Genomic DNA, 13,139 nt, shown 5'->3' on the forward strand with positions numbered 1-13,139 from the left:
CGGCTGTTAACCGCCCCCAGGGGCGATTAGCATCGACCCAAAAGAGGAGGAACAGCATGCTCAAGATCGCCATTGTGGCAGGCAGCAACCGTAGCAATAGCCAGACAGCCAAGGTCGCACGATTCATCAGGCAGACGCTGCATCAGCGTTTTGCGCTTCCGCTGGACGACATTGCCGTGATTGACCTGGGCAGCTATCCACTGCCGCTGTGGCCGGCGGACGACGTAGGCCCGTGGGGGATGTTCGAAAAACAGCTGACCCGCGCTGACGCGTTGGTGATCCTCTCGCCCGAGTATCACGGCATGGCCAGCCCCGCCATCAAGAATTTTTTCCTGTATGCGAGCAAGACACAGTTGGCCCACAAGCCTGCGATGCTCACGGGCGTTTCGGCCGGCGTCGGTGGTGCCTATCCGATCAGCGAACTGCGCGCCTCGAGCTACAAGAACTGCCGGCTCTGCTATATACCGGAGCATCTGATCGTCAGGGGTGTGGAGCAGGTAATGAACATGCCTGAGCCGGTCTCCGAGGATGATCGTCGGGTGCGCGCGCGCCTCGAATACAACCTCGACGTGCTGCTGCGCTATGCCGAAGCGCTCAAGCCTGTCCGTGCGCAGATCGACATGAGTGACCCGGCGTTCGCCAACGGCATGTGACATGCGACTAATGTCTAACAGACCGGGGCGCCGGACTGCGGAACCCGCCGCCCCAGTGCGCGAATGCTCAAGACCGGCCTTTTCACGGCCAAGGAAGGCGATGGCGAAGATGACAGCGCGATGACGCAAGCATGACCGTTCGACCAATGTATTAGGGCCCGCCCGGCCCTTGCATGCTTTATTGAACTCCGCGATCCGGCTCGGCTCCGGCCCGCACATGATCACACAGGAGAACAATAATGAAGCATGTGAAACCCCACGCCCTCGCCGCCGCTGTGGCCCTTAGCCTTGCCGTTCCGAGTACGCCGGTTATCGCCATGAGCCTTACCGACGATGCGACTGCCACGCTGCAGCTGCGTAATCTGTACTTCAATCGAGACCTTCGGGATGCCGGCGCCCAGTCCAAGGCAGAAGAATGGGCTCAGGGCTTCATCTTCCGTGGCAAGACCGGATACACCCACGGGGATCAAGGGCTGGGGCTGGACGTGCACGCAGCCCTGGGGGTCAAGCTGGATTCGGCCGACGACCGGGCCGGCACACTGCTGCTGCCCAACAGCTTCGGCGACGAAGGTCCCGATCATTACAGCCATATCCTGTTCACCGGCAAAGCCAAGCTCTCGGAGAGCGAACTCAAGGTAGGCGGAATCATCCCTACCGTACCGGTTGCCCAGGCCAGCGACATCCGTCTCCTGCCGCAGACCTACAAGGGCGCGGCGCTGGGTGTCGGTGAAATTCCGGGGCTGGACATCCAGGCCGGTCAACTGCGTCAGGTCAATTACCTCAACAGCAGCAACCTGGAAGACATCGGCGCGACCGTTGGCGGGTCGTCGGACCGTTTCAATTATCTCGGCGGCACTTACAAGGTCGCACCGATCAACTCGACGCTGGGTCTCTGGCGCGCCGAGCTTGAAGACGTTTACGCCCAGAATCTGATCAACCTGATCGTGGCTCAGCCTGTCGGGGACTGGACGCTGGGGGCCAACTTCGCTTACTTCGACACCAGCGATGAGGGCAACCAACCGCTGACCATCGACCACAAGATGAAGTCGCTGATGTTGTCGGCCGGTACCGGAGCGCATACGTTCCGGCTGGGTTATCAGCACAGCGACGGGGATACCTCGTTCCCCTACTTGAGCCAGAACAATCCCTATCTCGCCAACTATGTGCAGATTCTCGACTTTGCACGCCCCGACGAGCGCTCATGGCAGGCCCGCTACGATGTCGATTTTGCCGGCCTGGGCCTGCCAGGGCTCAAGGGTCTGGTTCGCTACGTCAAGGGCACGGATATCGATCTCGCCACGACCGACGATGGCAGCGAATGGGAACGGGATATCGACTTTACCTACACCATCCAGTCCGGTCCGCTGAAGAATGTGGCTTTGCAATGGCGTAACGCGATGGTGCGCTCCGATGCGATCCGCGACATCAACGAGAACCGCCTGATCCTCAACTACACCATCACGCTACGCTAGGTCTGGCAGCCAAAAAAAGCCCGGACATGTCCGGGCTTTTTCGTTATGCAGCAGATCAGTCGTCAGATACTGCAGGAATCCTGTGTATCGACAGATCGGCACCCTGAAATTCCTGCTCTTCGCTCAGCCTGATACCGGCGACGGCGCGGATCAGCCCGTATACCAGCAGGCCACCTACGAAGGCCACCACGATGCCGCCGAGTGTACCGACGACCTGCGCTGCGATGCTTACCCCACCCAGGCCACCCAGGGCCTTGCTGCCGAAGATCCCCGCGGCCAGACCGCCCCAGGCGCCGCATAGCCCGTGCAGCGGCCATACACCCAGTACATCGTCGATCTTCCAGCGGTTCTGGGTGAGGATGAACGTCCAGACGAAGAGCGCTCCGGCGATTACGCCGGTAACCAGTGCGCCGAGCGGATGCATGACGTCAGAGCCCGCGCACACCGCAACCAGACCCGCGAGCGGACCGTTGTGCAAGAAACCCGGGTCACAGCGACCAACTACCAGCGCAGCAATGATGCCGCCCACCATCGCCATAAGTGAATTGACCGCCACCAGGCCGCTGATACCATCGATGGTCTGCGCGGACATGACGTTGAAGCCGAACCAGCCGATGGTGAGGATCCATGCACCCAGAGCGAGAAAGGGGATATTCGACGGCGGTATCGCAACGACCTGACCATCACGATATCGGCCGCGCCTGGCGCCGAGCAGCAACACAGCGGCAAGGGCCAGCCAGCCCCCCATCGCGTGAACCACCACGGAGCCGGCAAAATCGTGAAAGCCTGCGCCAAAGCGCTGTTGCAACCAGTCCTGCATACCGAGATTGCCGTTCCAGACGACCCCTTCGAAGAACGGATAGATCAATCCGACGATGAACAGCGACGCGCAGAGTTGCGGCGTGAATCGTGCACGCTCGGCGATGCCGCCGGAGATGATCGCCGGGATCGCAGCGGCAAAGGTCATAAGGAAGAAGAACTTGACCAGTGCATAGCCGTTGTTTTCCGCGAGGTGCTCGGCACCTGTGAAGAAGTGTGCGCCGTAGGCGATCCAGTAGCCAATGAAGAAATAGGCCAGGCAGGAGACGGCAAAGTCACTGATGATCTTGGACAGTGCGTTGACCTGATTCTTCTGGCGGACAGTGCCGACCTCCAGAAAAGCAAAGCCGGCATGCATGGCCAGAACCATGATGGCGCCCATGAGGATAAAAAGAGTGTTTGCACCATGGATGAGCGTGTCCACAGCGCTTTGCAGGTTTTCCATGTTCCATGCCCTGAGTTTATGCACCACGCTGAAGCAGATCGAAGGCCGGCGCACCATCGGCGGGCATAAATAGTGCCTCCGCCCGAGATAAGCCTGTCCTTCACGCCACGCACGAAGCCATTTTTCTAGATTTAAATCAGTTAGTTAACATAGGAGTTGGCAGATGACCGCAGGGCCTTGCACCAGCGAAGCGCAATGTCCACCTCCCTGAGGCCAATGCAGTGCAAACCTCATACCAAGCGAAGCGGTCTCGTGCCCCACGCTGGGTCACGTGGCGCGAGATTCGACCCGTGACGTACGTATGTCCGTTCGAAACGTGCGCCGAGCATTACCTCGTTTGCTTGGCTACAATCTTGCATCTGCGTGCGGGCAACTGACCTTTGAGGAGAATATGAATGGACGGCCAGCCGCTGCCCTATTTCCAGCCGTTGATCGATACCGCTACCGGCCGGATCGCCGGTTACGAGGCGCTTGCACGCCTGCGCGACGACGACGGCAACGTGCGCAGCGCCGGCCCGCTGTTTACCGACCCGAACGTGGACCCCGACGACCTGCTGGAGCTCGATCGCACGATTCGCCGTTTGGCACTGGAACGGTTTCGGGACAATCCGGCAGGCTTCCTGAGCCTGAACATCTCGCCGCTGTGGGTAAGCCGGCTCGAACCTGGCGCTCCCCTGCCCAGCCTGGCACTGATGGCCGAAATCGGTCTGCCGCCGGAACAGGTAGTGTTCGAGATTACCGAGCTGCAGGGGGACATTCATCAGCTCAAGGATGTCGTGCAGCGCTACAGGCAGGCGGGCATCCGTATCGCCATTGATGACTTCGGCGCCGGCTACTCGATGCTTGACCGGGTGCTGGCACTGGAGCCGGATATCCTCAAGCTCGACATACAGCTGTTTCGCAAGGCGGCCAGTGGCACCGGCAACAGCGGTGACTTCGTGCGCGCCCTGGCGCTCATGGCGGAAAAGAGCGGGTGCTGGATCATTGCAGAGGGCGTCGAGACCGAAGCGGAATTGCACTTCGCCCTCGAATGCGGCGCACGCTACGTTCAGGGCTATCTGTTCGCCAGGCCGAAAGAGAACTTCCTCCCCGACGACGCGGTTCAGGGCACCTTTTCCGCGCTACGCGACCGCTACGTACACGACAAGCTCGCCGAGCGCGCCAAGCTATCGAGCCTGCGCGGCTCGCTGGCCCAGCTGTTCAGCGAGTTGCGAGAGTGGCTGGCCAGTGGTGCTCAGCCGACCCAGCTTCCCTCGCCCAGGCAATATCCCTGGCTGATCCGCTGTTTTCTGTGCGACGCACATGGCACGCAGATTTCGCCCAATTATGAATGGACTGACCGGCAATGGCGGGCCGATCCGCGTTATCTGGACCACAACTGGTCGTGGCGCCCGTATTTCTATCAGATCCTCGCAGAAGCCGGTGAAGACAGCCGTGTGATACTGTCCAATCGCTATCGCGACGCAACCACCAACCAGTACTGCATGACCTCGGGACTGTTCATCGACGACAGCCGGCACCTGCTGCTGGTCGACATCGACATTGCGCACATCTAGGTGACAGGCTGCCGGTACGGCAGCCTGATCCTCACTCGCAACCCGCCCGCCTCCGACTGATCGAGCTGGAGGCTCCCCGCGTATGCCTCCACCAGGTCGCTGACGATCGCCAGACCCAGGCCATGCCCATCGACACGTTCGTCCAGACGCATCCCACGGCCCAGCGCTAGCGAACGCTCGGCCGAGCTCAGACCCGGGCCGTCGTCATCCACGCTGAGTTCGAATGCGTCCGGCGCTGCATGCCAGGCGAGTCTCGCTGACCGATGGCCCCACTTGCAGGCGTTGTCCAGCAGGTTGCCCACCAGTTCGAGCATATCGTCACGGTCGAATGGCCAGGGGCGGTCGGCGTCGCCATCGAGTTCGATGCTCACACCCTCGTTGTGGGCCACAGACAGGGAGGCAACCAGCCACGGCAGATCCCGACCGGGGTCCAGCCGGTCCCCTGCCTGCCGCTCGGGAGCCAGCCGCGCCCGTTGCAATGCGCGCTGCAACTGATTGCGCATCGCCTCAACCTGCTCGCGCATTCGCCCCAGCGAGTCGGAATACGGACTATCACCCATGCGCGAGAGCGTCGATTCAATCACTGCCAGCGGTGTTTTCAGTCCATGGCCCAGATCTCCGAGGGCGGTGCGAGACCGCTCGAGCACCGCGTCGATCTGCCTGCCGAGGTGGTTGATTTCCATCACCAGAGAGCGCAATTCGACAGGCACTGCTTCGTCCAGCGCCACACGCTTGCCGCTGCGCCAGTCGGCCAGTTGCTCCCGGGCCTGGCGCAGCGGGCCCAGCGCCCGACGCAGGAGGGTCTGTTGCAGCAGAACGCTCAGAGCAATCGTCAGTCCCCCCAACCCCCACACCCACCAGCGGGCGCGAGCCAGCGAGTTCAGAACCGGGGTGTAGTCCAGCGCGACAGTGATCGTCACCGCTTCGCCGTGCACTACATATCTGCCCGAGCGCGTCAGCAGTCGTTGATTACCCGGCCCATCGACCAGGTCAGCACTCAACCCGTTACCGTCCAGCGGTAGTCGATGGTCCCAGAGCGACCGTGAACGCCAGCGCTCGGTTGCATTGATCACAAAATAGCGGCCGGAAAACGGTCGCTGGTAATCCGGGTCGATGCGCAGGCGGTCCAGGTAAAGCCCATCTGGGCCGGGGTCGAGCGCGGCCAGCAAGCTGTCCGTCTGGCTTTGCAGCACGTCTTCCAGATAGCTGCGCAGGGCGCGATCGAAGAGCCAGACGCTGCCCTGCCCGACCAGTACGACGGTTGCCAGCAGAATGGCAACCAGCCCCAGCCCAAGCCGCCGCCCGATACTGTTCACGGCATCAAGCCCTTGAGCACATACCCCTGGCCGCGGCGGGTTTCGATCGCATCCCGGCCCAATTTCCGGCGCAGATGGTTGACCAGCACCTCGATGACATTCGAGTCACGCTCAGTGTCGTGGTCATAGAGATGCTCGGCGAGGCGCGACTTGGACAGAACCTGACCTGCATTGAGCATGAAGTAGCGCAGCAGACGGAATTCGGCGCCGGATAGCGGGATATCGGCTTCGCCCGTGCGCACGTGTTGCGTCTGCTCATCCAGTTCAAGCCCCACGGCGGACAGACGAGCGCCAGGCCGAGAACCGTTCGCGCGGCGCAGCAGGTTTTGCAGTCGCAGCAGCAGCTCTTCCTCATGGAAGGGCTTGGGCAGATAATCGTCAGCGCCCGCGCGCAATCCTTCAACGCGTTCGCTCCAGCTGCCACGGGCGGTCAGCACCAGCACCGGTAGCGCAAGGGCTGCCGTCCTCCATGCACGCAGGATGTCCAGTCCGCTCAACCCGGGCAGGCCCAGGTCGAGAACGCAGACATCGTAGGGTTCGATCTCACCAAGCAGCTTTACGTCGCGGCCATCGGTGCGCCAGTCGACGACATACCCGGCTGCTCGCAGCATCGAGCAGAGGGCATCGGCCAGAGCCACGTTGTCTTCAGCCAGCAACAGACGCATCAATCTTCCTCATCCACTTCCAGCAGCTCGCCCGTACGCCCGTCGTACTCCAGCTCCATCACGCGACCGTTGCGTGTCACGATCTCGATTTCGTAAACATACCTCCCATCCTCAGCCTCCAGCTCCGCCTCCAGGAGGCGGCCCGGATGCCGGACAAGTGCGTCGTCAACCAGCAACTGCAACGGCTGCAGCTCGCCGTCTTCGGCGAGCTGCAGGGCCTCGTCCTGACTGACCTCGCGGCCGGCTTGCACCAGCCATGGCAATGCCAGCAAGGCTGTGAACAGGCTGGCGCGGGCCAGCGGGCGCTCAGTCGTCCTGACGATTCTGCAAAACTTCTCCGTTGCTCGCATCGAGCTCCAGATCCCAGTCAACGCCCTGCCCATCACGCACCTCCACCTTGTACACGTAGCGTCCATGCTCCTGTTCAAGCTCGGTGTCGGTAATCTCGCCGGCACGCGCCTTGAGCGCCTTTTCGTTAAGGCTGTCGAAAGACTGGATCTTGCCTTCCTGTTGCAGCCTGGTGGCCTCATCGACCCGAACATCATCGTCTGCCTGGACTGCGGTAGCGGCGGTGGCAAGCAGAACGGGGAACAGCAACGGCAACAATATTTTCATGGTATAACTCTCCGGTTTTTTGGACACGTTCAAAGCCTATACCGCGAAGCTGAAGCCAAGCTTAAAAGGCAGCCGGACACGCTTGAGAATATCCCGATGACCGCCATTCATGTCGCCGCCCCCGCGCTGACGCTGCGCGCCGGCCGGCGCGCTCTGGAGCATATCCGCGAACAGGGTTTGAGTCCGGCGGACGTGCACATGATCCCCGGAGCGGCCGGCGGCCCCAAGGCGCTTGGCATCCAGGGGCTGGACCTGGCGTTGTTCGGCGAGTGGCTGCCACGTGCGCAGCAACCAAGAAGCCTGATCGGTGCCTCGATCGGCAGCTGGCGCTTCGCTGCCGCGTGCCTGCCGGATCCGGTAGAGGGTATTCGTCAGCTCGGCGAGCTGTATACCACGCAGCGCTTCCCCAAGGGCATCAGCGTCGCGGACATCAGCCGCCGCTGCGGCGACATGCTTGACCAGCTGCTCGAAGGCCGCTTCGCCGAGTTGCTGAACAACCCGCTCTATCACCTGAACGTCGTGGTCGTCGGCTGTCTGGGGCTGCTGCGGCACGACACCCGTTCCCGCCTCGGCATCGGGCTGGGCGGGGTCATCGGGGCCAATCTGCTTGGGCGTCGATATCTCAAACGTTACTTCGAGCGCATCATCTTGCATGACCCGCGTGATCTGCCGCCTCTCGCAGAACTGAGAGATTTTCCCAGCCGGCATGTCGCGCTGCGCATCGATAACCTGCGCCCGGCGCTGCTCGCATCCGGCTCGATTCCGATGGTCATGGAGGCAGTCCGCAATATCCCCGGGTGTGATATTCCAGGCGGGGAACCAGGCGTATATCGCGACGGGGGCCTGCTCGACTATCACCTGGACTTGCCTTACCAGGCGCCCGGCGTGGTGCTGTATCCGCATTTCATCGACCGGGTCGTGCCGGGCTGGTTCGACAAGACCTTGCCCTGGCGACGGGGAGACCGCGAGCAACTGAAGGATGTGCTGCTACTGGCACCGTCAAAGGAATACCTGGCCTCCCTGCCCTACGGCAAGCTCCCGGATCGCAAGGACTTTACCCGCTTCATGGGCGATGACGCAGCGCGGGAAGCCTACTGGCGCAAGGCGATGGATGCCAGTCGCAGGCTCGGTGACGAGTTCGTCGAACTGGCTGATAGCGGGCGGCTCGCCGAGCGCGTTCGTGCCCTGAGCTGATGCGTCGATTCATCGCATTACCGGACCCCAGCCGATCGGCGCTCGACGACGCGCTGATTGTGCTGCGCATGGCAATAGCCTACGCAGCACTGGGCCTGCTTGCGCACCAGTTGGCCGGATGGCTGATGCGCGAATTGGGACACTATTTCCACATCGACACACAGTTCCTGATTCTCGATGCCCTGTTCGCCGCTCTGATCATGCTCGGCGGGCTCGGGCTCGCCCGGGTCTTGCAACCACGCGATACCTTGCAGTGGATGTTCGGCAGGCGGTGGAGCGTTACCGGTGCCTTGATCGGGATGGCCGGTGCCGTGCTGATGGTCTGGCTCGCCGACCCACTGGCAGACTGGATCGATATCAGGTTGCCCGACCGCGGCGTGATGCCCGAGGGCAACGCAGCGCCTCAGGCAATCACACCACTACTCGAGCTGAGTGGCGGCCGATTCCTCGCCGGGCTGATGCTTGCGGTGCTCTGGGTGCCGATGGCCGAAGAATGGATCTTCCGCGGCTGGCTATTCCGCGGCCTGCAGCGCACACGGCCGGGCCTGCTGGTGGCGCTTCCCGCCACCACACTGATTTTCTCTCTGCTGCACAGCTTCTACAGCCCGGGCGGCGTTCTGGTGATCGGCATGCTGGGCCTGTTTCTCGGATGGCTTCGCTGGCGCTATGACCAGCTCTGGCTATGCGTCCTGGCGCATGCCACGTACAACTGGGTGACGTTGCTGCGTGTGGCAGTGCAGTGAAGCGAGACCTGACCAACCGCACCGGCCAAACCAACTGGCGACCTGGTCAATCCAGAACGCGTCGCGATCCAAGATAGCTGCGCTGCCAGTAGCCGGCGTGCAGGCTGTCCACACGAACCTTGCCGCCCGAGCTTGGGGCATGAAGGAATCGCCCGTCGCCAACATAGATGCCGGCATGGTCGACCTTGCGACCGCTGGTGGCAAAGAGCAGAAGATCACCAGGCTGCAGGGGCGTCTTCGGATGTGCAGACTGCAGGGTATACAGTCCGGACGTGGTACGGGGCAGCGTGACCCCGGCGGCCTTGTTGTAGACATAGTGAATCAGGCCGCTGCAGTCGAAGCCGGTGCTGGGGGAGGATCCTCCGTAGCGGTAGGGCGTACCGACATGGCTGAACGCCTCGAAGAGAACGTCGTCATGCAGGGTCGAGATCGGCGACTGACTGACCGGTATCTCCGCAGCGGTATCAATGACCGGTGCAGGCGTGCTTGCGCACCCCGCCAAAAGTGCCATCACCGCCAGCGCTGCGCATTGCCGAAACCTGACACCCATTCCACACCCCGGCCGAAAGAGACTGTCAAAACAGTGCCTTACGCGCACGCTAGGGTCAAGCCCGCTGCTATCAGAATGATTGTTTAATGATTTCCTGTATGGGCCAGCATTACCGACAATTGGCACATCGGCCTGCCACTTTGCTCGCGCCACACATTGAACGCTGCCTGCACTGCCGCCTGGTCGCGCTGACTGCTCGGCACTCGGTCGACAATTTTCTGCGCTGCCAGCGCAGCAACCACGTCGTTGGTGGGCACGAAGGTGTCCTTGCCGACCATACGCAAGTATCGGGGAGCCGACAGACCGCCCATCTGGCTCGCGCGCCGGGACAGCAGACGCCACAACCCGACGATGTCGGTTACCGGCCATTGGGCAATTGCTGCACCGGCCCCGCCCTGCTCCTCCCGCAAATCGAGCATGAGTTGTGCATTTCGAGGCACGCTGCGTAGCTTGCCCAGATGACGGATGATCCGGGGGTTCTGCATCAGGCGCTCGATATGTTCGCCGCCCATGAGCACCACTTTCTCGGGATCGAATCGGAAGAAGGCCTCTTCGAACGCCGGCCACTTCGCGTCAACCAGGCTGTGCTTGAGGCCCGCGCGAAAGATCCGCAGTGCCATCAACGAGAGATAACGATCGTCGGGCATCGTGCGCAACGTCGCGTCCGACGCCGGAACCGGCAGGCTGGCTTCGAGTGCGGCCGCCGAACCAAACCGATTCAGACAGAATTCATGTAGCCAGGCGTAATCGCGCATCGGGATCCGTCTTCACAGATTCATGACATTGAGGAAACGGGGTGTCGCCTCGTCATCGATACGCAGGTTGGCAAAGTCGAACAGTGCGGTATCGGCCAACTGGGAGGGCTGGACGTGGCGCAACGCGCGGAAGATGTTTTCTACACGCCCGGGCGTTTCACGCTCCCAGCCCTGGAGCATTTCCTTGACTACCTTGCGTTGCAGGTTCTCCTGAGAGCCGCAGAGGTTGCAAGGAATGATGGGGAATTCGCGCATGGTGGCGTAGGCGGCAATGTCCTTTTCGTTGCAGTACGCAAGCGGTCGAATCACCACGTTACGCCCGTCGTCGGCGCGCAGCTTGGGTGGCATCGCCTTGAGGTTGCCGCCGTAGAACATGTTCAGGAAGAACGTTTCGACGATGTCGTCACGATGGTGTCCCAGCGCCATCTTGGTCGCGCCGATCTCATCTGCGTACGTGTACAGATTCCCCCGGCGCAGGCGCGAGCAGAGCGAACACGTCGTCTTGCCTTCGGGAATCTTCTCTTTGACGATTGAATAGGTGTCACGCTCGAGAATGTAGTACGCAACGCCCAGCTGCTCGAGATACGCGGGCAGAACATGCTCGGGAAAACCGGGCTGCTTCTGATCCATGTTCACGGCAACCAGCTCGAACCGTACCGGAGCGACCTTCTGCAGGTGTAGCAGCATGTCCAGCAAGGTATAGCTATCCTTGCCACCGGACAGACATACCATGATCTTGTCGCCTTCCTCGATCATGTGGTAGTCGGTGACCGCCTCGGCAGTCAGGCGACGCAGGCGCTTTTGCAGTTTGTTCTGATTGACACTCAGGCTGGTCATGGCAGGGCAAGTCCGGGTAGATCGAAAGGCGCTATGTTACCCGTAAACCGTGGCCATAAAAACAACACCCCCCGCCGGCCTTTACAGACCAACAAGGGGCGTTGCGTTGCCGCAGAAGCTCAGCGCAGATAGACGGGACCGATACCGAAGCCCCAGAAGATGACGGCTGTGGCCATCATGCCTACCAGCACCACCAGGCCCACCGCAAGAATCGAGCTGGAAAACAGGAAACCCTCTTCGCTGGGGATATCCATGAAGATCGGAATGCCCTGATACAGCAGGTAGACGGTATAGGAAATCGCAGCGGTACCCACGATCATCGCCAGCCACAGGTTCGGATAGAGCGCTGAAAGGCCTGCAATGAACAGCGGCGTAGCTGTATATGCGGCGAACACCAGGCAGTCGTTGAAGGTGGGGGTCGAATCGTAGGTACGCGCCATCCAGTGGATGAAGGCGCCCATCACGACGACACCTGCGAGCATGGCGATGTAGGACAGCACGGTCATGTACATCGCGCTGGCCTGAGTCAGACGCACAGGCTCGACAGTGCCGATTGCCCAACCGACCTGTGTAGTGCCGATGTACGCCGACACCACGGGGATCGCGGCGAGCACCAGAACGTGAATGAGATACATGGGACCGATGGTGCGTTCCTCGCCCTTGATGTCCCGCCACTCCTGGCCGGGATGGGTGAAGAGTCCCACAACGTGATGGATCATGGTCTGACCTCCTGATTATTATTCTCGCTCGGCGGGTGACGCGCGGTCCCCACCGGGCCAGGGCTGTGACGGAATGTCGCATGCCCATGCCATGACTATAGTCAAAAACGTTTCCGAGAAAACCCGGGCGGTTAGGCTGATTGGCGACTTCAGCGCGCCGGGTAATAGCGTTCCAGTATTAGCAACGCGGCGTTGATCGCCTGCAAACGCTCTGTATCGCCGCCTCTGTCAGGATGATGTTTGCTCACCAGTTGGCGGTAGCGCTTCCTGATCGTCGTGCGATCCACCGGTGCTTCCAGCTCGAACAGCATCAGAGCCGCATCCACATCGTCATCGGGCGGCTGGCTTTGCTGGTGCCCGCGCCAGAAGCTGTCCAGGAGCCGTTGCACGTCTGCTTCGTGAGTCCTCGCCCACTCCGACCAGTCCAGATAATACGCGCGCAGCGGATCGGTGCACGTCAGCCCGGGAGCAGACGGCGAACGGTGCTCGATGGCGATCCGCAGCGCATGAATGTGCACTTGTATTCCCGAGGCAGCCAGCGTGTCTGACAATCGATACAGCGTATGGAACAAGAGAAAATGCAGCTGGAACAGCTTCAGAGGGTCGCGCAGCGCTCCAGGCGCTGCGAAGAGCGAGTCGGGCCGCTCCTGGGCGATGCGTCTGATCAGCCCGAACTCATCGGTGCCGTCCGGCGACTCCTGGAGTATTTCCAGGAGCAACGCATCGAAGCCTTCTGGCAACAGTTGTTCCGACGTAACGGTAGTCATTCGGAGAGTGTACCCGACACGCCTGCCCGATCG

The 13,139-nt window shown here is 61.4% G+C and carries 15 protein-coding genes; 5 read left to right on the top strand and 10 right to left on the bottom strand.

Annotated features, from left to right (window positions below; all coding sequences use genetic code 11):
* Window positions 1–56 precede the first annotated feature (56 nt).
* Window positions 57–653, top strand: a complete 597-nt coding sequence (locus tag KEM63_RS09885; RefSeq protein ID WP_223651207.1) for an NADPH-dependent FMN reductase — start codon at window positions 57–59, stop codon at window positions 651–653.
* A 239-nt stretch (window positions 654–892) separates the two neighbouring features.
* The gene (locus KEM63_RS09890) at window positions 893–2,125 is read left to right on the top strand and encodes an OprD family porin (RefSeq protein ID WP_223651209.1); all 1,233 of its coding nucleotides are present in this window, start codon (window positions 893–895) and stop codon (window positions 2,123–2,125) included.
* Between the two features lie 55 nt (window positions 2,126–2,180).
* Here the strand turns inward: KEM63_RS09890 and KEM63_RS09895 are convergent, their stop codons facing one another.
* The gene (locus KEM63_RS09895; RefSeq protein ID WP_223651211.1) at window positions 2,181–3,389 is read right to left on the bottom strand and encodes an ammonium transporter; all 1,209 of its coding nucleotides are present in this window, start codon (window positions 3,387–3,389) and stop codon (window positions 2,181–2,183) included.
* 395 nt (window positions 3,390–3,784) lie between these two features.
* Between KEM63_RS09895 and KEM63_RS09900 the strand changes: the two genes are divergently transcribed.
* Window positions 3,785–4,945 (top strand): EAL domain-containing protein, encoded by a 1,161-nt coding sequence (locus tag KEM63_RS09900; RefSeq protein ID WP_223651214.1) that lies wholly within the window; start codon window positions 3,785–3,787, stop codon window positions 4,943–4,945.
* Here the strand turns inward: KEM63_RS09900 and KEM63_RS09905 are convergent.
* From KEM63_RS09905 to KEM63_RS09920, 4 genes are read right to left on the bottom strand one after another with little or no spacing between them, the layout of a single operon-like run.
* Window positions 4,942–6,261 carry an ATP-binding protein gene (locus tag KEM63_RS09905; protein ID WP_223651216.1) on the bottom strand — a complete coding sequence of 440 codons (1,320 nt, stop codon included), beginning with the start codon at window positions 6,259–6,261 and terminating at the stop codon, window positions 4,942–4,944. The two genes, KEM63_RS09900 and KEM63_RS09905, sit on opposite strands and share 4 nt — an antisense overlap.
* Window positions 6,258–6,926 carry a response regulator transcription factor gene (locus KEM63_RS09910; RefSeq protein ID WP_223651218.1) on the bottom strand — a complete coding sequence of 223 codons (669 nt, stop codon included), beginning with the start codon at window positions 6,924–6,926 and terminating at the stop codon, window positions 6,258–6,260. Before KEM63_RS09910 ends, KEM63_RS09905 begins: the two co-directional genes overlap by 4 nt.
* Window positions 6,926–7,276 (bottom strand): PepSY domain-containing protein, encoded by a 351-nt coding sequence (locus KEM63_RS09915; RefSeq protein ID WP_223651220.1) that lies wholly within the window; start codon window positions 7,274–7,276, stop codon window positions 6,926–6,928. The genes KEM63_RS09910 and KEM63_RS09915 overlap by 1 nt, the downstream gene beginning before the upstream one ends.
* Entirely contained in the window at window positions 7,233–7,541 is a 309-nt protein-coding gene (locus tag KEM63_RS09920) for a PepSY domain-containing protein (protein ID WP_223651222.1), read from the bottom strand. The genes KEM63_RS09915 and KEM63_RS09920 overlap by 44 nt, the downstream gene beginning before the upstream one ends.
* A 96-nt stretch (window positions 7,542–7,637) precedes the next feature.
* On the opposite strand from KEM63_RS09920, the gene KEM63_RS09925 reads away from it, so the two are divergent.
* Both KEM63_RS09925 and KEM63_RS09930 read left to right on the top strand, forming a co-directional pair.
* Window positions 7,638–8,735, top strand: coding sequence for a patatin-like phospholipase family protein (locus KEM63_RS09925; RefSeq protein ID WP_223651224.1), 1,098 nt, complete (start codon window positions 7,638–7,640; stop codon window positions 8,733–8,735).
* Complete coding sequence (locus KEM63_RS09930; RefSeq protein WP_223651226.1) at window positions 8,735–9,478, top strand: type II CAAX endopeptidase family protein; 744 nt, start codon at window positions 8,735–8,737, stop codon at window positions 9,476–9,478. The genes KEM63_RS09925 and KEM63_RS09930 overlap by 1 nt, the downstream gene beginning before the upstream one ends.
* 46 nt (window positions 9,479–9,524) lie before the next feature.
* Here the strand turns inward: KEM63_RS09930 and KEM63_RS09935 are convergent, their stop codons facing one another.
* The 5 genes from KEM63_RS09935 to KEM63_RS09955 form a co-directional block, all read right to left on the bottom strand.
* Window positions 9,525–10,028 (bottom strand): C40 family peptidase, encoded by a 504-nt coding sequence (locus KEM63_RS09935; RefSeq protein WP_223651228.1) that lies wholly within the window; start codon window positions 10,026–10,028, stop codon window positions 9,525–9,527.
* A gap of 83 nt (window positions 10,029–10,111) precedes the next feature.
* Window positions 10,112–10,783: a DNA-3-methyladenine glycosylase I gene (locus KEM63_RS09940; protein ID WP_223651230.1), complete on the bottom strand. Its 672-nt coding sequence runs from the start codon at window positions 10,781–10,783 to the stop codon at window positions 10,112–10,114.
* A 12-nt stretch (window positions 10,784–10,795) separates the two neighbouring features.
* Window positions 10,796–11,620: a tRNA 2-thiocytidine(32) synthetase TtcA gene (ttcA, locus tag KEM63_RS09945; RefSeq protein WP_223651232.1), complete on the bottom strand. Its 825-nt coding sequence runs from the start codon at window positions 11,618–11,620 to the stop codon at window positions 10,796–10,798.
* Between the two features lie 119 nt (window positions 11,621–11,739).
* A complete protein-coding gene (locus tag KEM63_RS09950) occupies window positions 11,740–12,339 on the bottom strand; it encodes a Yip1 family protein (protein WP_223651234.1) in 600 nt (199 codons plus the stop codon).
* A gap of 149 nt (window positions 12,340–12,488) precedes the next feature.
* Window positions 12,489–13,106, bottom strand: a complete 618-nt coding sequence (locus tag KEM63_RS09955; protein WP_223651236.1) for a DNA-J related domain-containing protein — start codon at window positions 13,104–13,106, stop codon at window positions 12,489–12,491.
* Between the last annotated feature and the right edge of the window lie 33 nt (window positions 13,107–13,139).

This window comes from Halopseudomonas nanhaiensis (assembly GCF_020025155.1).
Classification (GTDB): domain Bacteria; phylum Pseudomonadota; class Gammaproteobacteria; order Pseudomonadales; family Pseudomonadaceae; genus Halopseudomonas; species Halopseudomonas nanhaiensis.